We start from the raw sequence: 21,365 nt of genomic DNA on the forward strand, positions 1-21,365 counted from the left end.
AATCTATGAAAATAAAAACGCCTGAAGCTCTGCTGGCTGCTGAGGTGAGTCGACGTGGATTGATGAAAACCACGGCGATTGGCGGCCTGGCTGTTGCCAGTAGCGCATTCACATTGCCTTTTTCACGTCTGGCATCGGCTGCACAAGCCACTGAGACCGTTAAACCTGATGAGAAAGTGGTCTGGAGCGCCTGCACGGTGAACTGCGGCAGCCGCTGTCCGCTACGCATGCATGTCGTTGACGGTGAAATTAAATACGTTGAAACCGACAATACCGGGGATGATAACTACGAAGGATTACATCAGGTTCGCGCCTGCCTGCGTGGCCGCTCGATGCGCCGCCGCGTCTACAATCCGGATCGCCTGAAGCAGCCGATGAAGCGCGTGGGTAAACGCGGCGAAGGCAAATTCGAACCCATCAGCTGGGAAGAGGCCTTTGATACCATCGCCGGTACGATGCAGCGTCTGATTAAGGATTACGGTAACGAATCTATCTATCTGAACTACGGCACCGGCACCCTCGGCGGCACCATGACCCGCTCCTGGCCGCCGGGAAAAACTCTGATCGCCCGTCTGATGAACTGCTGCGGGGGGTATCTTAATCATTACGGTGACTACTCAACCGCACAGATTGCCGCTGGCCTGAACTACACCTATGGCGGCTGGGCAGATGGCAACAGCCCGTCGGATATCGAAAACAGCAAGCTGGTAGTCCTGTTCGGCAATAACCCTGGTGAAACGCGCATGAGCGGCGGCGGGGTGACGTACTACGTTGAACAGGCCCGAGAAAAATCGCAAGCCCGGATGATCGTCATTGACCCGCGCTATACCGACACCGGGGCAGGACGCGAAGATGAGTGGATCCCCATCCGTCCCGGCACCGATGCAGCGCTGATCTCTGCCCTGGCGTGGGTCATGATCACTGAAAACCTCGTCGACCAGCCTTTCCTCGATAAATATTGCGTCGGCTACGACGAAAAAACGCTGCCTGAAGGGGCACCGGCGAACGGCCACTATAAAGCCTATATTCTCGGCCAGGGCAATGACGGCATCGCCAAAACTCCGGCCTGGGCTGCGGCCATCACCGGTATTCCTGAGGCGCGAATCATCAAACTGGCACGTGAAATCGCCGGGGCGAAGCCCGCGTTTATCTCTCAGGGTTGGGGGCCGCAGCGTCATGCGAATGGTGAACTGGTCTCCCGCGCTATCGCCATGCTGGCAATTTTAACCGGCAACGTGGGGATTAACGGTGGCAACAGCGGCGCGCGTGAAGGCTCATATTCCCTGCCGTTTGTACGCATGCCGACCCTGGAAAACCCGGTTAAGACCAGCATTTCAATGTTTATGTGGACAGATGCCATCGAGCGCGGCCCGGAAATGACCGCCACCCGTGATGGGGTACGCGGCAAAGATAAACTCGACGTGCCAATTAAGATGGTCTGGAACTACGCCGGGAACTGCCTGATCAACCAGCATTCGCAGATCAACCGTACCCATGAGATCCTGCAGGATGACAAAAAATGCGAGCTGATTGTGGTGGTGGACTGCCATATGACCTCCTCGGCGAAGTATGCCGACATTTTGCTGCCAGACTGCACCGCCTCTGAACAGATGGACTTCGCCCTTGATGCCTCCTGCGGCAATATGTCGTACGTGATTTTTGCGGACCAGGCGATCAAACCGCGCTTCGGCTGCAAAACCATCTATGAGATGACCACAGAGCTGGCGAAACGTATGGGCGTTGAGCAACAGTTCACCGAGGGGCGCACCCAGGAAGGGTGGATGCGCCACCTTTACGAGCAGTCCCGCGAAGCCATTCCGGAATTGCCGTCATTTGATGAATTCCGCCAGCAAGGCATGTTCAAAAAGCGTGACCCAGAAGGGCATCATGTGGCGTATAAAGCCTTCCGTGCCGATCCTGTTGCCAATCCGCTGACCACCCCGTCAGGCAAAATTGAGATCTACTCCGCTGAGCTGGCGCAGATCGCCGCGACGTGGGAGCTCGAGAAAGACGATGTGATCGATCCACTCCCGGTTTACAGCCCGGGTTTCGAAAACTACGACGATCCGCAGGTCAAAACCTTCCCGCTGCAGTTGACTGGCTTCCATTACAAAGCACGTACGCACTCTACCTACGGCAACGTTGATGTCCTTAAGGCGGCCTGCCGTCAGGAGATGTGGATCAATCCGCTGGATGCTAAGGCCCGCGGGATCGCCAACGGCGACCGGGTACGGATCTTTAACAGCCGTGGCGAAGTACACATTGAAGCCAAAGTGACGCCGCGTATTCTGCCGGGCGTCGTCGCGCTAGGTGAGGGTGCCTGGTACAACCCGGACGCCAACCGCGTCGATCAGGCTGGCTGCATTAACGTGCTCACCACGCAACGCCCGTCGCCACTGGCGAAAGGTAATCCGTCTCACAGTAACCTTGTTCAGGTTGAAAAGGCGTAAGGAGTAGCCGATGACCACTCAGTATGGATTTTTTATTGATTCCAGCCGCTGCACCGGGTGTAAAACCTGCGAGCTGGCCTGTAAAGACTATAAGGATCTGACGCCAGATGTTAGCTTCCGCCGTATCTACGAGTACGCGGGCGGCGACTGGCAGGAGGACAACGGCGTCTGGCATCAGAACGTCTTTGCCTACTACCTCTCTATTGCCTGCAACCACTGCGAAGATCCCGCCTGTACCAAGGTGTGCCCGAGCGGCGCGATGCACAAGCGCGACGACGGTTTTGTCGTGGTGAATGAAGATGTCTGCATCGGCTGTCGTTACTGCCATATGGCCTGCCCGTACGGCGCGCCGCAGTACAACGCCGCCAAAGGCCATATGACCAAGTGCGACGGCTGCCATGATCGTGTGGCTGAAGGCCATAAGCCGATTTGCGTTGAATCCTGCCCGCTACGGGCGCTGGATTTCGGTCCGATTGCCGAGCTGCGCCAGAAGTACGGCAAGCTGGCTGCGGTCGCGCCGCTGCCGTCGGCACACTTTACGAAGCCGAGTATCGTCATTAAACCCAATGCCAACAGCCGACCAACGGGTGATACCACCGGCTATCTGGCCAATCCAAAGGAGGTGTGAGATGGGAAGCGGATGGCATGAATGGCCGTTAATGATTTTTACCGTCTTCGGACAGTGCGTGGCGGGCGGTTTTATTGTCCTCGCGCTGGCGCTGTTAAAAGGTGATCTGAATTCTGAACAACAGCAGCGTCTGGTGCTGAGCATGTTTGGCCTGTGGGTGCTGATGGGGATCGGCTTTATCGCCTCTACGCTGCATCTGGGCTCACCGATGCGCGCGTTTAACTCCCTCAACCGCGTGGGTGCTTCGTCACTCAGTAATGAGATCGCCAGCGGGGCGATCTTCTTTGCTGTTGGTGGTCTGGGCTGGCTGCTCGCCGCAATGAAGAAACTGCCTGCCGGGCTGCGCAGCCTGTGGCTGATTGTCACGATGGTGCTGGGCGTGGTGTTCGTCTGGATGATGGTTCGGGTCTATAACACAATCGACACCGTGCCTACCTGGTACAGCGTCTGGACCCCAATGACCTTCTTCCTGACGATGTTTATCGGCGGGCCGCTGCTCGGTTTCCTGCTGCTGCGTGTGGCGGGTGTGGATGGCTGGGCCATGCGTTTATTGCCCGCCGTCTCCCTGCTGGCGCTGGTGGTGAGCGCCCTCGTTGCCCTGATGCAGGGGGCGGAGCTGGCAACCATCAGCAGCTCCATTCAGCAGGCGTCAGCCCTGGTGCCGGATTACGGCTCGCTGATGGCCTGGCGAGTGGTGCTGTTAGCGGCCGCGCTGGCCTGCTGGATTGTGCCGCAGCTTAAAGGCTATCAGCCTGCGTTACCGTTGTTGTCGCTGGCATTTGTGCTGGTGCTGGCGGGCGAATTACTGGGTCGCGGCGTATTCTACGGTCTGCATATGACTGTTGGAATGGCTGTCGCCAGTTAACGCTAATCTTTGTTATAGAAAGCCGGGACTTAGTGCCCGGTTTTTTTTATTTTCGATCATGAAATTTTTCTACTGTCGTTTGGCTTCAATTTTGTCTCTATATAAACAAAAACAAACACATAAATATTATTGATAGCCGCCATTCCATTAGCAGGATGAGTTTTTTCAATCGACGAGGATCATATCGTGCTTGCGGCTCGAGAGGGTGGATTGACTTTGTTTTTGCCAGTGGCATGATGCGCACGAAATCTGAACTTCCTCACGGTTTTTAACCCATGTCGACCTATACCCGGCCAGTGCTCCTGTTGCTCTGTGGCCTGCTTTTGCTGACCCTCGCGATCGCGGTGTTAAATACGCTCGTCCCGCTGTGGCTCGCCCATGAAAATTTACCGACCTGGCAGGTTGGCATGGTCAGCTCGTCCTTTTTTACCGGCAACCTGCTGGGAACATTAATGACGGGAAGCCTGATCAAACGCTTTGGCTTTAACCGCAGCTATTATCTGGCGTCGCTTATTTTTGCTGCCGGCTGTGCCGGGCTGGGGCTGATGGTTGGCTTCTGGAGCTGGATGGTCTGGCGCTTTATTGCCGGCGTAGGCTGCGCCATGATCTGGGTGGTCGTGGAAAGCGCCCTGATGTGCAGCGGTACCTCCCGCAACCGCGGTCGTCTGCTGGCGGCCTATATGATGGTCTATTATGTTGGGACCGTGCTGGGCCAGCTGATGGTCAGCAAACTTCCAACCGACCTGATGAGCGTCCTGCCGTGGGTAACGGGCATGGTGCTGGCCGCTATTCTGCCGCTGCTCTTTACGCGCATTGTGAACCAGAGCAGCGAGCACCAGGAAGCGACCCACGTCTGGCCGATGCTGAGACTGCGCCAGGCGCGTCTGGGCGTTAATGGCTGCATCATCTCCGGGATTGTACTGGGCTCGCTGTATGGCCTGATGCCGCTCTATCTCAACCATCAGGGGGTGAGTGATTCCGGGATCGGTTTCTGGATGGCGGTGATGGTTAGCGCCGGGATTGTTGGACAGTGGCCGGTGGGGCGTCTTGCCGACCGCTTTGGGCGCCTGCTGGTGCTGCGCGTTCAGGTCTTCGTGGTGATCATGGGGTGCTTTGCCATGCTCAGTAATGCCGCCATGGCGCCTGCACTGTTTATTCTGGGCGCGGCGGGCTTTACCCTCTATCCGGTGGCGATGGCCTGGGCCTGTGAGAAAGTGGAGCATCATCAGCTGGTGGCGATGAACCAGGCGCTGCTGCTGAGTTACACCATCGGCAGTTTACTGGGTCCGACCTTCACCGCCATGCTGATGCAGAATTATTCTGACAATCTGCTGTTTATTATGATCGCCAGTGTGTCGTTTATTTATCTCTTAATGTTGCTGCGCAAAGCGGGCGAACACCCGACGCCAGTGGCGCATGCCTGAACAAATAAAAGCCTGTCGATGACAGGCTTTTTTGTCTTTGTCACATCTAAGAGTTTTACGCATTGTTTGTTTATCATGCCAGGCGATAATTCAGATGCGTTCTACCACTAAAAGGCAGCGATCATGTCGACTCGTCGTTTTACCACTACCGCGCTGGCAGTAGTGTTGTCTTTATCATTTGCAACTGCATCTGTTATGGCTAATCCAGGCAATGGCAATGGCAATGGCAATGGCAATGGAAATGGCCACGGCAATGGCGGTGGGCAAGGTAATAGCGGTAATCATGGGAACGGAAATTCCGGGAAAGGGAATTCCGATAATCATGGTAATAAACAAAATAATGGTAACCACACTTCCGGCAAATCAAAGAAAAGCGTAAGAGAGGATGTGGATGCACGTGTCAGTTACGATCATGCCCGTCATCTGGCGTTAAACTATGGTTTAACAGGTTATGACTCACTGCCGCCGGGGATTGCGAAAAACCTCGCCCGCGGTAAACCGCTGCCGCCGGGAATTGCGAAAAAGACCGTACCGGCTTCAATGTTAGGTCAATTGCCTTCTTACCCTGGTTATGAATGGCGGGTAGTCGGCAAGGATCTGGTGTTAATTGCGTTGAGTACGGCAATTGTGACGACCATTATTAATGGTGTCTTTGACTAATAAATAAAACGCCCGGTAAAGACCGGGCGTTTTGTTAATACATGACCTTGTGACCGTACTGCTCCAGAATGCCTTTCACGCGTTCCATGGTCTCTTTCTTCGGCGGTTTCACGCCATCAAGTTTGTATTCTTCGCCCATCGCCACCCATTTGTGTTTGCCCAGCTCGTGATACGGCAGCAATTCAATTTTCTCGACATTGCCCATATCGCGCGTGAACTCACCCAGGCGGTGGGCTGAATCATCATCATCTGACCAGCCTGGAACGACGACATAACGGATCCAGGTTTTGATGCCTTTGGCGGAGATGTATTTTGCGAACTCCAGAGTGCGGTGGTTGGAGACCCCCACCAGGTTCTGGTGGATCTCGTCGTTCATCTGCTTGAGATCGAGCATCACCAGATCGGTCACTTCCAGCAGTTCATCGATCACCGGATCGTAGCGACGGACAAAGCCGTTGGTATCCAGACAGGTATGAATACCCTCTTTACGGCAGGCGCGGAACCAGTCGCGTACAAACTCAGCCTGCAGGATCGCTTCCCCGCCGGATGCGGTTACGCCGCCGCCAGAGGCGTTCATAAAGTGGCGATAGGTCACCACTTCTTTCATTAAATCTTCAACGGTGACCTCTTTGCCGCCGTGGGTATCCCATGTATCGCGGTTATGGCAATACATGCAGCGCATCAGGCAGCCCTGGAAGAAGGTAATAAAACGGATGCCCGGGCCATCGACGGTGCCACAGGACTCAAAGGAGTGGATGCGACCAATAGTTGACATTGCGGTGATATCTCCAGGTTCGGCCCTTCCGGGGCCTGTTTATGTGCACAACTCGGAGGCTGTGTCGAGTCTGTTTTGGCTGTTATCCATTCATTATAGATAGCGGGCAAAAGAGACTGCGGAGCGGGAGGTGTTAAAAAGGCCCCACTTGCGTGGAGCCTTTATTGTACGCCTTTTACTGCGCGATTTCAGTCAAATCCACTTACATGGACTGAGTGAAAGTACGGGTAATAACGTCTTTCTGCTGCTCTTTAGTCAGCGAGTTAAAACGTACTGCGTAGCCAGAAACACGGATGGTCAGCTGAGGATATTTCTCAGGGTGTTCCATCGCGTCGAGCAGCATTTCACGGTTCATGACGTTCACGTTCAGGTGCTGACCACCTTCGATGGTCGCTTCATGATGGAAGTAACCGTCCATCAGACCCGCGAGGTTGGTTTTACGCACTTCGTCATCTTTACCAAGCGCATTTGGAACGATAGAGAAGGTGTAAGAGATACCATCTTTAGCGTAAGCAAACGGCAGTTTTGCAACGGAGGTCAGAGAGGCAACAGCACCTTTCTGATCACGGCCGTGCATTGGGTTAGCACCTGGTCCGAATGGCGCGCCAGCACGACGTCCGTCTGGGGTGTTACCGGTTTTCTTACCATACACAACGTTAGAGGTGATGGTCAGAACAGACTGAGTCGGGATAGCGTTACGGTAGGTAGTGAGTTTCTGAATTTTCTTCATGAAACGTTCTACCAGGTCAACCGCCATGTCATCAACGCGAGCGTCGTTGTTACCAAACTGCGGATATTCACCTTCGATTTCGAAGTCGATAGCCAGACCGTCTTCGTCACGAATTGGTTTAACTTTCGCATATTTGATAGCAGACAGGGAGTCAGCTGCAACGGACAGACCTGCGATACCACATGCCATGGTGCGCACTACGTCACGGTCGTGCAGCGCCATCAGAGAGGCTTCGTAGCTGTACTTGTCGTGCATGTAGTGAATAACGTTCAGCGCGGTGACGTACTGTTTAGCCAGCCAGTCCATGAAGTGATCCATGCGATCCATGACTTCGTCATAGTTCAGCACGTCGCCTTTGATCGGCTCAGACTTAGGACCAACCTGCATTTTCAGTTTTTCATCAACGCCGCCGTTGATTGCGTACAGCATGGTTTTCGCCAGGTTTGCACGCGCACCGAAGAACTGCATTTGTTTACCAACAACCATTGGGCTTACGCAGCAAGCGATAGCGTAGTCATCGTTGTTGAAGTCAGGACGCATCAGGTCATCGTTCTCATACTGCAGAGAAGAGGTGTCGATGGACACTTTAGCGGCAAATTTCTTGAAGTTCAGTGGCAGTTTTTCAGACCACAGAACGGTGATGTTCGGCTCCGGAGAAGGACCCATGGTGTACAGGGTGTTCAGGAAGCGGAAGCTGTTTTTGGTTACCAGAGTACGGCCATCTACGCCCATACCACCGATGGATTCCGTTGCCCAGATTGGGTCACCAGAGAACAGCTCATCATATTCTGGGGTACGCAGGAAGCGAACCATACGCAGTTTCATGACCAGGTGGTCAATCATTTCCTGAGCGTCTTGTTCAGTGATTTTGCCTGCTTTCAGGTCACGTTCGATGTACGCATCCAGGAAGGTGGATACACGACCGAAGGACATTGCTGCACCGTTCTGAGACTTAACAGCAGCCAGGTAACCGAAGTAGGTCCACTGGATCGCTTCCTGAGCGTTGGTTGCAGGGCCGGAGATATCGCAACCATATTTCGCTGCCATCTCTTTGATCTGACCCAGCGCGCGGTGCTGTTCAGCAATCTCTTCACGCAGACGGATAGTGGCTTCCAGGTTTACGCCATTTTCCAGGTCGGACTGCAGAGACTGGAACTGGGCGTATTTGTCTTTCATCAGGAAGTCGATACCGTACAGCGCAACGCGACGGTAGTCACCGATGATACGGCCACGGCCATACGCATCTGGCAGGCCGGTCAGGACGCCAGATTTACGGCAGTTCAGGATGTCTTTGGTGTATACGTCAAACACGCCCTGGTTGTGGGTTTTGCGGTATTCGGTGAAGATTTTTTTCAGCATTGGGTCCAGCTCGCGATTGTACGCTTTGCAGGAACCTTCAACCATTTTGATACCACCGAACGGGATAATCGCACGTTTCAGTGGCGCTTCAGTTTGCAGACCAACAATCTTCTCGAGGGACTTGTTGATATAACCCGCGTCGTGAGAAGTGATGGTGGACGCGATGGAGGTGTCGAAATCAACAGGCGCGTGAGTGCGGTTTTCCTGCTTAACGCCTTCCATAACGCTATCCCACAGGGCAGTGGTTGCGTCGGTGGCACCGGCCAGGAAGGATTCGTCACCTTCATATGGGGTGTAGTTTTTCTGGATGAAGTCACGAACGTTGACTTCATTCTGCCAATCACCTTTGGCAAAACCTTCCCATGCTGTGGCTAACTTTTCATTAAGTTCGGACATGTAACACCTACCTTCTTAAGTGGATTTTTTATTTACTGCCTGAGACAACCGTTAATGATGGTTATCGCCACGCAGGTAAATGACCCAGTATGTCAACCCAACCAGCAGACCACCGCCGATAATGTTCCCGATTGTGACTGGGATCAGGTTATCAGTAATGAAGTTCATAACGGTCAGGTGAGAGAAATTCTCCGGGCTTGAACCAATAGCGGTCCAGAACTCCGGGCTGGCAAAGTCACGGATTACGATACCGAAAGGAATCATAAACATGTTTGCAATGCTGTGTTCAAAGCCGCTGGCGACGAACATGGCGACGGGCAGTACCATAATCATGGCTTTGTCCATCAGGCTGCGGCCGGAGTAACTCATCCAGACGGCCAGACAGACCATCAGGTTCGCCAGGATGCCAAGGGCAACGGCTTCAATAAATGTGTGGTGCATTTTATGGTCGGCGGTTTGCAGGACATTCAGACCCCAGCCGCCGTTGGCTGTCATATATTCACCGGACAACCACATCAACAGGACAAACAGTAAACATCCAATCAGGTTACCGATATAAACGTTAATCCAGTTTTTGGCCAGTTGACCCCAGGTGATTCTACCGCTGGCTTTCGCCACGACGATGAGTACCGTTGAGGTAAAAAGATCGGCACCGCAGATGACGCAGAGAATCAGACCCAGCGAGAAACAGATGCCACCAATCAGCTTGGCAATACCGAAAGGCATTGCGGCGGTACCGGTAGTGGCAGTGATATAGAAAACAAAAGCGATGGAGATGAACACGCCAGCGGTAATCGCCAGGAAGAACGTCGTCATCGGTTGTTTTGTTGCTTTATAGACACCCGCTTCTTCGGCAACTTTTGCCATCGCAGCTGGGAGTAAAAGATCAAAAGGGTTGTCAGCTTTCACACTAACTCTCTCTTTATTAAGTCGGCGACGAGATACTAACAAAGCATTATAGAAGAGAAATTGATGTAGATCATATCTCGCCTGGCTTATAGGCCCGCAAACTGCGTGGTTTTACAGCAAATGCGGGGTAAGTTTTTGATTGTCATGATAAAAATAAATTTTAAAAGTTACAAAATGATTTGATTTTTTTCTCCTGACCCTCTCCCGGACAGTTAATTAAAATGGAGTATTTCATATAAATAGTAACAATACTCGGCAGGCTGGAATTATTATAGCTACCAATATTTAACTTTATTATTACAACTTAAATTTATTACCGCGCAAATAAAAAACGGGGCAATAAAAATTGCCCCGTAATATAACGTAGGCGATTGTATTCGCCTACTGTTTGTAATGGTATGTAACGTTATTTAGCCCAGTACGCGCTTTTGGCTTTCTGCAGTTTCTCATAGGCCTTCAGCAAGGACTGGTGAGCAGGGAAGGCTTTCAGATCGCTGTCCACGGCCTGCAGGCCATAGAACGGCGCTTCGCCGCTCAGGGCCGCGCTGGCGTTCTCTACCGCTTCGGCACCGTACATACGGGTGAAGGCGTTGAGATACTGCAGCGGCTGACGATCTTCTTCCTGCGCCAGCAACAGCAGCGTCTGCAGGCAACGGTAGTAGTTTGCGCGCTCCGCGCTGAATACCGAGGCATTGAACTCGATGGTCCATTCGGTCCAGATCAGCGCCTGTTCCAGATCGCCGCCTGCCAGCGCCAGCATCGCCTTCAGCTCGCCAATACGCAGGGTGTACCAGCCATTGTCTTTACCCGTCGCCAGACCCAGCAGCTCGCGTACGCGGGTAAAGTCATCGTGGCCTTCGTCGTCCAGTTGGGTAATGAGGTTCAGGTAGTCCTCTTTCTCCCATGCGCTCTCCGGCAGCGCCAGCAGGGTTTCGCGCAGGTGGCTACCCATGCTGTTATTGGCCAGCCACAGATCTTCCACCGGATAGATGTCGGACATACCCGGCACCAGAATACGGCAGGCGTAGACGCCCAGGTGTTCATAATCGGCGATGTACACTTCCTGCCCTTCGGCAGTGAAGATAGCCATCAGGGTGGCGAACTCTTCTTCCGTGGTGCCGGAGAAGCTCCAGTCAACAAACGGATAATCCGCGTCCTGCTTGAACAGATCCCAGGAGATAGAGCCGCTGGAGTCGATGAAGTGCGTCTCCAGGTTGGCATGTTCCGCCACTTCTTCGTCATCAAACGTCGGCGGAGTGAAGACATCGAGATCTTTCAGGCTACGGCCCTGCAGCAGCTCGGTAACGGTACGTTCCAGCGCTACGCCAAAGTCCGGGTGCGCCCCGAAGGAGGCGAAGCAGGTGCCGTTCGCTGGGTTGAACAGCACCACGCAGATAACCGGATATTTCCCGCCCAGCGAGCCGTCATAGGCAAAGATTGGGAAACCTTCGGCTTCCAGTTTGGCAATGGACTCCACCACGCCCGGGTAGCGGGCCAGCACGTCAGCCGGGATCTCCGGCAGGCTGATGGACTCCGCAATAATGCGGTTTTTAATATGGCGCTCAAAGACCTCGGACAGGCCCTGAACACGCGCTTCGTTGCGGGTGTTACCGGCTGACATGCCGTTGGAGACATAGAGGTTGCCAACGATGTTCATCGGAATGTAGACGGTTTGCTCGTCAGACTGACGGGTAAACGGCAGGGCGCAGATACCGCGATCTTCATTACCTGACTGCAGATCGATCAGCATGCTGGCGGTCAGCTGATTGTCCAGATCGTAGAACGCGCGCAGGCGATCGTCGAGGATCCCTTCCGGCAGTTCGTCATCTTCGGTCAGCGGGAACCATTTTTCATTGGGATAGTGAACAAACGGGCCATTCGCCACGGTCTCGCCCAGCCAGAAATCAGCAAAGAAATAGTTGGTAGACAGACGCTCAAAATACTCACCCAGCGCAGAGGCCAGCGCCGCTTTTTTGGTCGCACCTTTACCGTTGGTAAAGCATAGCGCGCACTCTTTATCGCGAATATGCACGGACCAGACGTGGGGAACCGGGTTGAGCCAGGAGGCTTCTTCGATGTTAAAACCCAGGTCGGTCAGTTTTTGCTGGAAGCGAGCGATGGAATCTTCCAGGGCGGCGTCTTTGCCGGGGATAAACGTTTGAGTCATGGCGATCACTTATATCGTACGGAAAGCGCGCAATGATACGGGTTTTGCATGACAGGCGCTATCTTCCCGGCGGTTTCGGCGAAAATAAAAGGCTGGGCTATGCTTATATCCAGTAACCTACTGTAAAGGAATATAAAAATGAAAGCATTCGATCTTCAACGAATGGCCTTTGATAAAGTACCCGTTGAGTTTTTAGGCGAGGTAGCGCTGCGAAGTCTCTATACCTTTGTTCTGGTCTTCCTGTTCCTCAAACTTACCGGGCGGCGCGGCGTGCGTCAGATGTCGCTCTTCGAAGTGTTAATCATTCTGACGCTGGGGTCGGCGGCGGGTGACGTGGCATTTTATGACGACGTGCCGATGATCCCCGTCTTTATCGTTTTTGTCACCCTGGCGTTGCTCTACCGGCTGGTGATGTGGCTGATGTCGAAAAGTGAAAAGCTGGAAGATCTGCTTGAGGGGAAACCGGTCGCCATTGTTGAAGAGGGCAAGCTGGCCTGGGAAAAAGTAAAGCGCGCCAACATGACCGAGTTTGAGTTCTTTATGGAACTGCGGGTGAGCAGCGTCGAACAGCTTGGGCAGGTTAAGCTTGCCATTATGGAGACCAACGGGCAGATAAGCGTCTATTTTTACGACGATGACCAGGTTAAACCCGGATTGTGCATATTGCCGGATGAATTTGTAGAACGTTTTATGACGATACCGGAAGTCGGTGACTACGCCTGCCGACGCTGTGGCCATGTTGAGTCTCTGCAGGCCGGGGCGCATCAATTATGTCCACGCTGCACGAATCCGGAATGGACGAAGGTTAGCCGGGCCAAACGCATCACCTGACAGCGATTTTGTCGGTTTTGTGACAGCCCGCTGGCAGAATGTATTGTGTGACGGCGGGCACATTTCCCGGGTCATAAGTTTTAGACATTGCGGCGCGTGTCACTGAATGATAAAACCGATAGCCACAGTTATAACTTATGGCTTTTAGCGTGGTGAGGGGAAATGGCTCAGGTCTTTAATTTTAGTTCAGGTCCGGCAATGTTACCGGCGGATGTGCTCAAACAGGCTCAACAGGAGCTTTGCGACTGGAATGGTCTTGGCACGTCGGTGATGGAAGTCAGCCACCGTGGTAAAGAGTTTATTCAGGTGGCGGAAGAGGCAGAAGCAGATTTTCGTTTCCTGCTGAATATCCCCTCAAATTACAAAGTATTATTCTGTCACGGCGGCGGACGCGGTCAGTTTGCGGGTATTCCGCTGAACCTGCTGGGCGACAAAACCACCGCTGACTATGTTGATGCCGGTTACTGGGCTGCCAGCGCGGTAAAAGAAGCGCACAAATACTGTTCCCCGAACGTGATTGATGCCAAAGTCACCGTTGACGGCTTACGCGCGGTAAAACCGATGAGCGAATGGCAGCTCTCCCGCGATGCGGCCTATCTGCACTACTGCCCAAATGAAACCATCGACGGCATCGCCATCCACGAAGAGCCAAACTTTGGCGAGGATGTGGTCGTCACGGCGGACTTCTCCTCCACCATTCTTTCTGCGCCGCTGGATGTCAGCCGCTACGGCGTGATCTACGCTGGCGCGCAGAAAAACATCGGCCCGGCCGGTCTGACTCTGGTGATCGTGCGCGAAGATCTGCTGGGTAAAGCCCACAAATCCTGCCCGTCGATTCTGGATTACAGCGTGCTGAACGATAACGACTCCATGTTCAACACCCCGCCGACCTTTGCCTGGTATCTCTCTGGCCTGGTCTTTAAATGGCTGAGAAACAACGGCGGCGTGGCGCAGATGGATAAGATCAACCAGCAGAAATCTGAGCTGCTCTACAGCGTAATCGACGGCAGCGACTTCTATCGCAACGACGTCGCCAAAGCGAACCGCTCCCGCATGAACGTGCCGTTCCAGCTGGCAGACAGCAACCTCGATAAGCTCTTCCTCGAAGAGTCCTTCGCTGCTGGCCTGCATGCGCTGAAAGGCCACCGCGTGGTTGGCGGAATGCGTGCGTCCATCTATAACGCCATGCCGATCGAAGGCGTTAAGGCGTTGACCGATTTTATGACTGACTTTGAACGTCGCCACGGTTAATTGCGCCCGTGTTTATTCCCCCGTAGCCTGGCTGCGGGGTTTTTATTATGTTGAGTTGAGACTTAAATTTCATGGAATCCCTGACGTTACACCCTATCGCGCGGGTAGATGGCACCATCAATCTGCCTGGTTCAAAAAGTGTCTCGAACCGCGCCTTGCTGCTGGCTGCGCTGGCAAACGGCACCACTGTTCTCACTAACCTGCTGGACAGCGATGACGTTCGCCATATGCTTAATGCGCTGAAAGCGTTGGGAGTCCACTACACCCTGTCTGCGGATCGTACCCGTTGTGAAGTGACGGGCAACGCGGGTGCGCTGCACTCCGCCGACGCGCTGGAGCTGTTCCTCGGCAACGCTGGCACGGCTATGCGCCCGCTGGCGGCAGCCCTGTGCCTGGGCAGCAATGACATCGTGCTGACGGGCGAGCCGCGCATGAAAGAGCGTCCGATTGGCCATCTGGTTGATGCGCTGCGTCAGGGCGGCGCGCAGATTGACTATCTGGAGCAGGAAAACTATCCGCCGCTGCGTCTGCGCGGTGGCTTTACCGGTGGCGAAGTGGCGGTGGACGGCAGCGTCTCCAGCCAGTTCCTGACCGCGTTGTTGATGACCGCACCGCTGGCGCCACAAAACACCACTATCACCATTAAAGGCGAGCTGGTTTCCAAACCCTATATTGATATCACGCTGCACCTGATGAAGACCTTTAGCGTTGAGGTGGAAAACCACAGCTACCAGCGTTTCGTGGTGCGCGGCGGGCAGCAGTACCAGACACCGGGCAACTACCTGGTAGAAGGCGATGCCTCGTCGGCCTCTTACTTCCTGGCGGCGGGCGCCATTAAAGGCGGTACCGTTAAAGTGACCGGTATTGGTCGCAACAGCGTGCAGGGCGACATTCGCTTTGCTGATGTGCTGGAGAAGATGGGTGCCGTGGTGACCTGGGGCGATGACTATATCTCCTGCACACGCGGGGAGCTGAACGCCATTGATATGGACATGAACCACATTCCTGACGCGGCGATGACCATTGCCACGGCGGCGCTGTTTGCCAAAGGCACTACCACGCTGCGCAACATTTATAACTGGCGTGTGAAAGAGACCGATCGCCTGTTTGCTATGGCGACCGAGCTGCGTAAAGTCGGTGCCGAAGTGGAAGAGGGCGAGGACTATATCCGCGTAACGCCTCCGGCCCAGCTGCAGGCTGCGGAAATTGGCACCTACAACGACCACCGTATGGCGATGTGCTTCTCGCTGGTGGCGCTGTCGGATACGCCGGTGACCATCCTTGACCCGAAATGTACCGCGAAAACTTTCCCTGACTACTTCGAGCAGCTGGCGCGCATTAGCACTTCTGCATGATATCGCTGTGCCGCATCACCTGATGCGGCGTTTCCTTACGCTTCCTGACGTCATCATCGCCCATTTCTTCTACACTCAGCTTCATTCATTCCGTAATTTTCACGCAAAGGTAACAGTTGTGCACGTTGACGCGTATAATGCGCGGCGTTTACACAACGGTATGCCTATTTTAAGGAGAAAAAGATGACGGCAATTGCCCCGGTTATCACCATTGACGGGCCGAGTGGCGCAGGTAAGGGTACCCTGTGCAAAGCGATGGCGGAAGCACTGCAATGGCATCTTTTAGATTCGGGCGCAATCTATCGTGTGCTGGCGCTGGCTGCATTGCACCACCATGTCGACGTTGCCTCTGAAGAGGCGCTGGTGCCGCTGGCCGCCCATCTGGACGTGCGTTTTGTCTCCACCAACGGCAACCTGGAAGTGATTCTGGAGGGGGAAGACGTCAGCAGTGAGATCCGCACCCAGGACGTGGCGAACGCCGCCTCTCAGGTCGCTGCGTTTCCGCGCGTTCGCGAGGCGCTTTTACGTCGCCAGCGCGCGTTCCGTGACGCCCCGGGCCTGATCGCCGACGGACGCGACATGGGAACCGTGGTCTTCCCTGATGCGCCGGTGAAAATTTTCCTTGACGCTTCCTCGGAGGAGCGCGCGCAGCGCCGTATGCTGCAGTTGCAGGAAAAGGGCTTTAGTGTTAACTTTGAACGTCTTTTGTCTGAGATAAAAGAGCGTGACGATCGCGACCGTAATCGCGCCGTTGCACCGCTTGTTCCCGCAGATGATGCATTAGTTCTGGATTCTACCAGTTTAACTATTGAGCAAGTGATTGAAAAAGCGCTACAATATGCGCGCCAGAAATTGGCTCTCGCGTAATCGCGACCGATTTAGCAGTACCCCCGCTGCAATGGATTGACGGCGGGTATGTGAAACAACCCCATCCGGCACGGAGCCAGGTGGACGTTAATATTAACCTGAAGATTAAACATGACTGAATCTTTTGCTCAACTGTTTGAAGAATCCTTAAAAGAAATCGAAACCCGTCCGGGTTCCATCGTTCGTGGCGTTGTTGTTGCTATCGACAAAGATATCGTACTGGTTGACGCCGGTCTGAAATCTGAGTCTGCCATTCCGGCAGAGCAGTTCAAAAACGCTCAGGGCGAGCTGGAAATCCAGGTTGGTGACGAAGTTGACGTTGCTCTGGACGCAGTAGAAGACGGCTTCGGCGAAACCCTGCTGTCTCGTGAAAAAGCGAAACGTCACGAAGCATGGATCACGCTGGAGAAAGCTTACGAAGAAGCTGAAACTGTGGTCGGTGTTATCAACGGCAAAGTTAAAGGTGGCTTCACTGTTGAGCTGAATGGTATTCGTGCGTTCCTGCCAGGTTCACTGGTAGACGTTCGTCCAGTTCGTGACACCCTGCACCTGGAAGGCAAAGAGCTTGAGTTCAAAGTAATCAAGCTGGACCAGAAGCGTAACAACGTTGTTGTTTCCCGTCGTGCGGTTATCGAATCCGAAAACAGCGCAGAACGCGATCAGCTGCTGGAAAACCTGCAGGAAGGCATGGAAGTCAAAGGTATCGTTAAGAACCTCACTGACTACGGCGCATTCGTTGACCTGGGCGGCGTTGATGGCCTGCTGCACATCACCGACATGGCGTGGAAACGCGTTAAGCACCCAAGCGAAATCGTGAACGTGGGCGACGAAATCACTGTTAAAGTGCTGAAGTTCGACCGCGAGCGTACTCGTGTATCCCTCGGCCTGAAACAGCTGGGCGAAGATCCATGGGTAGCTATCGCTAAACGTTACCCAGAAGGTACTAAACTGACTGGTCGCGTTACCAACCTGACCGACTACGGCTGCTTCGTTGAAATCGAAGAAGGCGTTGAAGGCCTGGTGCACGTTTCCGAAATGGACTGGACCAACAAAAACATCCACCCATCCAAAGTTGTTAACGTTGGTGATGTAGTGGAAGTTATGGTTCTGGATATCGACGAAGAACGTCGTCGTATCTCCCTGGGCCTGAAGCAGTGCAAAAACAACCCATGGCAGCAGTTCGCGGAAACCCACAACAAGGGCGACCGTGTTGAAGGTAAAATCAAGTCTATCACTGACTTCGGTATCTTCATCGGCCTGGACGGCGGCATCGACGGCCTGGTTCACCTGTCTGACATCTCCTGGAACGTTGCAGGCGAAGAAGCAGTACGTGAATACAAAAAAGGCGACGAAATCGCAGCAGTTGTTCTGCAGGTTGACGCAGAGCGTGAGCGTATCTCCCTGGGCGTTAAACAGCTCGCAGAAGATCCGTTCAACAACTGGGTTGCACTGAACAAGAAAGGCGCAATCGTAAACGGTAAAGTGACTGCAGTTGACGCGAAAGGCGCAACCGTAGAACTGGCTGACGGCGTTGAAGGCTACCTGCGCGCTTCTGAAGCTTCACGTGACCGCGTTGAAGATGCAACTCTGGTTCTGAGCGTAGGCGACGACGTTGAAGCTAAATTCACTGGCGTTGATCGTAAGAACCGTGCAATCAGCCTGTCTGTTCGTGCTAAAGACGAAGCTGATGAGAAAGATGCAATCGCAACTGTTAACAAACAGGAAGATGCAAACTTCTCTAACAACGCAATGGCTGAAGCTTTCAAAGCAGCTAAAGGCGAATAAGTTACTCGTAGAGTGACTTGACAGATTGCAGGATTCGTCCTGTAATCAATAACAAAGGGCGGCTACGGCCGCCCTTGTTTAAGCTGTTTAGCTAATTGGTTTGAAGGAACCGGAGGAATCATGACCAAGTCAGAATTGATTGAAAGACTTGCCAGCCAGCAATCGCATATACCTGCGAAAGCAGTGGAAGACGCCGTAAAAGAGATGCTGGAGCATATGGCTACCACTCTTGCACAGGGCGAGCGCATTGAAATCCGCGGTTTCGGTAGTTTTTCTCTGCACTATCGTGCTCCACGTACCGGGCGTAACCCGAAGACTGGCGACAAAGTAGAGCTGGAAGGTAAATACGTTCCGCACTTTAAGCCGGGTAAAGAGCTGCGCGATCGCGCCAATATTTACGGCAACTGAGTTTCGCCTGCGGGCAAAACTGAGTGACCACAAGAAAAGCACCTGCGGGTGCTTTTTTTGTTTTTCTCCTTTTTATCCGGAAGCTGCGCCGCAAATTTCACGGTCTTTTGCTGCACACCGTTTATTTATGCCAGCCTGTGTCGCAACCGCACAATTTCGCACCTGACAGACTTAACGTCTGAACGCACACTGCCCTGACACAGGGAGGTGTAAATGCGTTTAACGTCGTTAGCGACATGTCTGATCCTGGCTATCCTGCCACTTCTGTGGCTGCCCGCTCTGCCAGCGCTGCCGGTTATCCAGGCCATAGCTTGTGCCGGATTTCTGCTCGCCTTAATTCGTCATAACGTGGCCCGCTACAGTGGTTTCTGGCTGCTTTTCTTTGCCTGGGGAGCGCTGGCCGCGCAAAGTGCGGTCTGGCCAATGCAGCATCTCACCCGGGGTCCGCAGAAAGCGGAGATAGAGATCGTAGCGGTTGAAAACGAGGCGGCCTATCGGGCCCGTATCATCCAGCTCAACGGCAAAGCGATGGTGCCAGCAGTAGGCGTCACGCTGTATGGCAACACGCTGCCGCAACCGGGCTGCGCCGGACAGCGTTGGTCGATGACCTTGTCATTACGTGCCGTTCACGGGCAAATCAACGATGGCGGGTTCGATTCCCAGCGCTATGCCCTGGCACAGCATCAACCCCTGACCGGGCGTTTTACCCATGCCGGTGTAACAGATGATCGCTGTAGCTTACGCGCCCGCTATCTCACCTCGCTGACGGCCACACTTTCTACCTATACCTGGGGGCCGGTTCTGCTGGGGCTAGGCATGGGGGAGCGGCTGGCGGTAACGCCAGAGATAAAAAATCTGATGCGGGAAACCGGCACCGGGCATCTGATGGCGATCTCAGGTTTGCACATAGCCCTGGCGGCGTCGGTTGTCTGGCTGCTGGTGCGGGGCATACAGTTTTTCATCCCGGGGCGTTGGGTAAGCTGGCGAGCCCCGTTGGTGGCGGGTTTCTGCTTTGCCGCCTTTTACGCCTGGCTTACCGGAATGCAGCCTCCTGCGTTGCGCACCGTCGTCTCACTGGGTGCTTGTCTGGCGTTGCAATTGAGCGGTCGTCTCTGGTCGCCCTGGCAGGTATGGCGAGTCTGCATTGCTGCCATTTTGCTGGCCGATCCGCTGGCCGTGCTGTCGCACAGTCTTTTACTGTCCGCTTTTGCCGTGGCGGTGCTGATTTTCTGGTATCAGTGGGTGCCTGCCCCGCGCTTTTCCGGCCCGTGGGTCGTCAGGGCTGTGGTTAATTTGCTGCACCTGCAACTTGGCATGCTATTGCTGTTGCTGCCGGTACAGATTGTCGTCTTCCATGGTTTCAGCCTCTCTTCACTGGTCGCGAATCTGGTGGCGGTGCCGCTGGTGACCTTTATTTCGGTGCCTTTGATCTTACTGGGAATGGGGCTGCACCTCTGCATGTGGCCGGCGGCGGAAAATATGGTCTGGACTATGGCGGATGGCTCACTGTCGCTGCTATTCAGATTTTTAACCGCGCTCCCTGACGGTTGGATCCCGGTCGATAAACGCTGGCTGTGGCTGACCCTGCTGCCCTGGGCCGCCATTGTCGCCTGGCGTCTGCGCGGCGTACGTGCCTGTCCGGTGGTCTGTGTCTCGGCACTGGTGCTGGCAAGTAGTCCGCTATGGCGAGCTGATAAAACCGAGGGCTGGGCGGTGCATATGCTGGATGTCGGACAGGGGCTGGCAATGGTGATCGAGCGGCAGGGGAGAGCGATTCTTTATGACACCGGCCCCGCCTGGCCGGGCGGGGACAGTGCGCAACAGCTGATCATTCCCTGGCTACGGTGGCACCATTTACGCCCGGAGGGGGTGATTATCAGCCACGAACACCTCGACCATATCGGCGGGCTGGTATCGCTACGTAAGACGTGGCCGACAATGTGGATAAGAAGTCCGCTGCGCTGGGCCGGGCATGACCCTTGTGCGCGCGGGGAGCGCTGGCAGTGGCGAGGGCTGACCTTCAGCGCACACTGGCCCCTCGCCAACAAACCGCAGCGCGGCAACAACGGTTCCTGCGTGGTTAAAGTTGAGGACGGTACCCATAGCGTGTTGTTAACCGGCGATATTGAAGCGAAGGGAGAAAAAGCGATGCTCAGTCGTCACTGGCAATATCTTGCGTCTACACTTATCCAGGTGCCGCACCATGGCAGTAATACCTCCTCATCACTCCCTCTGGTGCAGCGCGTAGGTGGGCAGATCGCTCTGGTGTCTGCCTCCCGCTATAACGCGTGGCGACTGCCTTCGCTCAAAGTGGCTCGTCGCTACCAAAAGGAGGGGTATCGCTGGCTAACAACCCCCCGACTGGGACAACTTACCGTTTATTTTTCGCAACATGGCTGGCAAATCCATAGCTTACGGGATCAAATTTTGCCCCGTTGGTATCATCAGTGGTTTGGCGCGCCCGGAGATAACGGGTAGAATATGCGGCTATTTCAACAAATGCTG

At 54.2% G+C, this 21,365-nt stretch carries 16 protein-coding genes; 12 read left to right on the plus strand and 4 right to left on the minus strand.

Features of this window, described 5'->3' with window-relative positions:
- Positions 1 to 5 precede the first annotated feature (5 nt).
- The 5 genes from dmsA (at position 6) to C3406_RS03265 (ending at position 6,027) form a co-directional block, all read left to right on the plus strand.
- Positions 6 to 2,450, plus strand: a complete 2,445-nt coding sequence (gene dmsA / locus C3406_RS03245) for a dimethylsulfoxide reductase subunit A (protein ID WP_103823386.1) — start codon at positions 6 to 8, stop codon at positions 2,448 to 2,450.
- A gap of 10 nt (positions 2,451 to 2,460) precedes the next feature.
- Positions 2,461 to 3,078, plus strand: a complete 618-nt coding sequence (locus C3406_RS03250) for a DMSO/selenate family reductase complex B subunit (RefSeq protein WP_039029496.1) — start codon at positions 2,461 to 2,463, stop codon at positions 3,076 to 3,078.
- Between the two features lies 1 nt (position 3,079).
- Complete coding sequence (locus C3406_RS03255) at positions 3,080 to 3,943, plus strand: dimethyl sulfoxide reductase anchor subunit family protein (RefSeq protein WP_103823385.1); 864 nt, start codon at positions 3,080 to 3,082, stop codon at positions 3,941 to 3,943.
- 275 nt (positions 3,944 to 4,218) lie between these two features.
- Complete coding sequence (locus tag C3406_RS03260; protein WP_103178912.1) at positions 4,219 to 5,367, plus strand: MFS transporter; 1,149 nt, start codon at positions 4,219 to 4,221, stop codon at positions 5,365 to 5,367.
- A gap of 123 nt (positions 5,368 to 5,490) precedes the next feature.
- Positions 5,491 to 6,027, plus strand: coding sequence for an anti-virulence regulator CigR family protein (locus C3406_RS03265; RefSeq protein WP_103823384.1), 537 nt, complete (start codon positions 5,491 to 5,493; stop codon positions 6,025 to 6,027).
- 34 nt (positions 6,028 to 6,061) lie between these two features.
- On the opposite strand, the gene pflA is transcribed toward C3406_RS03265, so the two are convergent.
- The 4 genes from pflA to ycaO form a co-directional block, all read right to left on the minus strand.
- Positions 6,062 to 6,802, minus strand: a complete 741-nt coding sequence (gene pflA, locus C3406_RS03270) for a pyruvate formate lyase 1-activating protein (RefSeq protein WP_103823383.1) — start codon at positions 6,800 to 6,802, stop codon at positions 6,062 to 6,064.
- 202 nt (positions 6,803 to 7,004) lie between these two features.
- On the minus strand, positions 7,005 to 9,287 hold the full coding sequence (gene pflB, locus C3406_RS03275) for a formate C-acetyltransferase (RefSeq protein ID WP_103823382.1): 2,283 nt from the start codon (positions 9,285 to 9,287) through the stop codon (positions 7,005 to 7,007).
- A 51-nt stretch (positions 9,288 to 9,338) separates the two neighbouring features.
- Positions 9,339 to 10,196: a formate transporter FocA gene (focA, locus tag C3406_RS03280; RefSeq protein WP_146052351.1), complete on the minus strand. Its 858-nt coding sequence runs from the start codon at positions 10,194 to 10,196 to the stop codon at positions 9,339 to 9,341.
- Between the two features lie 406 nt (positions 10,197 to 10,602).
- Complete coding sequence (gene ycaO / locus C3406_RS03285; protein WP_103823380.1) at positions 10,603 to 12,363, minus strand: 30S ribosomal protein S12 methylthiotransferase accessory factor YcaO; 1,761 nt, start codon at positions 12,361 to 12,363, stop codon at positions 10,603 to 10,605.
- A gap of 138 nt (positions 12,364 to 12,501) precedes the next feature.
- Between ycaO and C3406_RS03290 the strand changes: the two genes are divergently transcribed.
- The 7 genes from C3406_RS03290 (at position 12,502) to C3406_RS03320 (ending at position 21,338) form a co-directional block, all read left to right on the plus strand.
- Positions 12,502 to 13,194 carry a DUF421 domain-containing protein gene (locus C3406_RS03290; RefSeq protein WP_103823379.1) on the plus strand — a complete coding sequence of 231 codons (693 nt, stop codon included), beginning with the start codon at positions 12,502 to 12,504 and terminating at the stop codon, positions 13,192 to 13,194.
- Positions 13,195 to 13,356: 162 nt separating this feature from the next.
- Entirely contained in the window at positions 13,357 to 14,445 is a 1,089-nt protein-coding gene (gene serC, locus C3406_RS03295) for a 3-phosphoserine/phosphohydroxythreonine transaminase (protein WP_103823378.1), read from the plus strand.
- 71 nt (positions 14,446 to 14,516) lie between these two features.
- Positions 14,517 to 15,800: a 3-phosphoshikimate 1-carboxyvinyltransferase gene (gene aroA / locus C3406_RS03300; RefSeq protein ID WP_103823377.1), complete on the plus strand. Its 1,284-nt coding sequence runs from the start codon at positions 14,517 to 14,519 to the stop codon at positions 15,798 to 15,800.
- A gap of 183 nt (positions 15,801 to 15,983) precedes the next feature.
- Complete coding sequence (gene cmk, locus C3406_RS03305) at positions 15,984 to 16,667, plus strand: (d)CMP kinase (protein WP_103823376.1); 684 nt, start codon at positions 15,984 to 15,986, stop codon at positions 16,665 to 16,667.
- A 111-nt stretch (positions 16,668 to 16,778) separates the two neighbouring features.
- Positions 16,779 to 18,452 carry a 30S ribosomal protein S1 gene (rpsA, locus tag C3406_RS03310; protein WP_032617357.1) on the plus strand — a complete coding sequence of 558 codons (1,674 nt, stop codon included), beginning with the start codon at positions 16,779 to 16,781 and terminating at the stop codon, positions 18,450 to 18,452.
- 120 nt (positions 18,453 to 18,572) lie between these two features.
- Positions 18,573 to 18,860 (plus strand): integration host factor subunit beta, encoded by a 288-nt coding sequence (gene ihfB / locus C3406_RS03315; RefSeq protein ID WP_039029484.1) that lies wholly within the window; start codon positions 18,573 to 18,575, stop codon positions 18,858 to 18,860.
- A 213-nt stretch (positions 18,861 to 19,073) separates the two neighbouring features.
- A complete protein-coding gene (locus tag C3406_RS03320; RefSeq protein ID WP_103823375.1) occupies positions 19,074 to 21,338 on the plus strand; it encodes a ComEC family protein in 2,265 nt (754 codons plus the stop codon).
- The last annotated feature ends 27 nt before the right edge of the window (positions 21,339 to 21,365 follow it).

This window comes from Leclercia sp. LSNIH8 (assembly GCF_002920195.1).
Lineage (GTDB): Bacteria > Pseudomonadota > Gammaproteobacteria > Enterobacterales > Enterobacteriaceae > Enterobacter.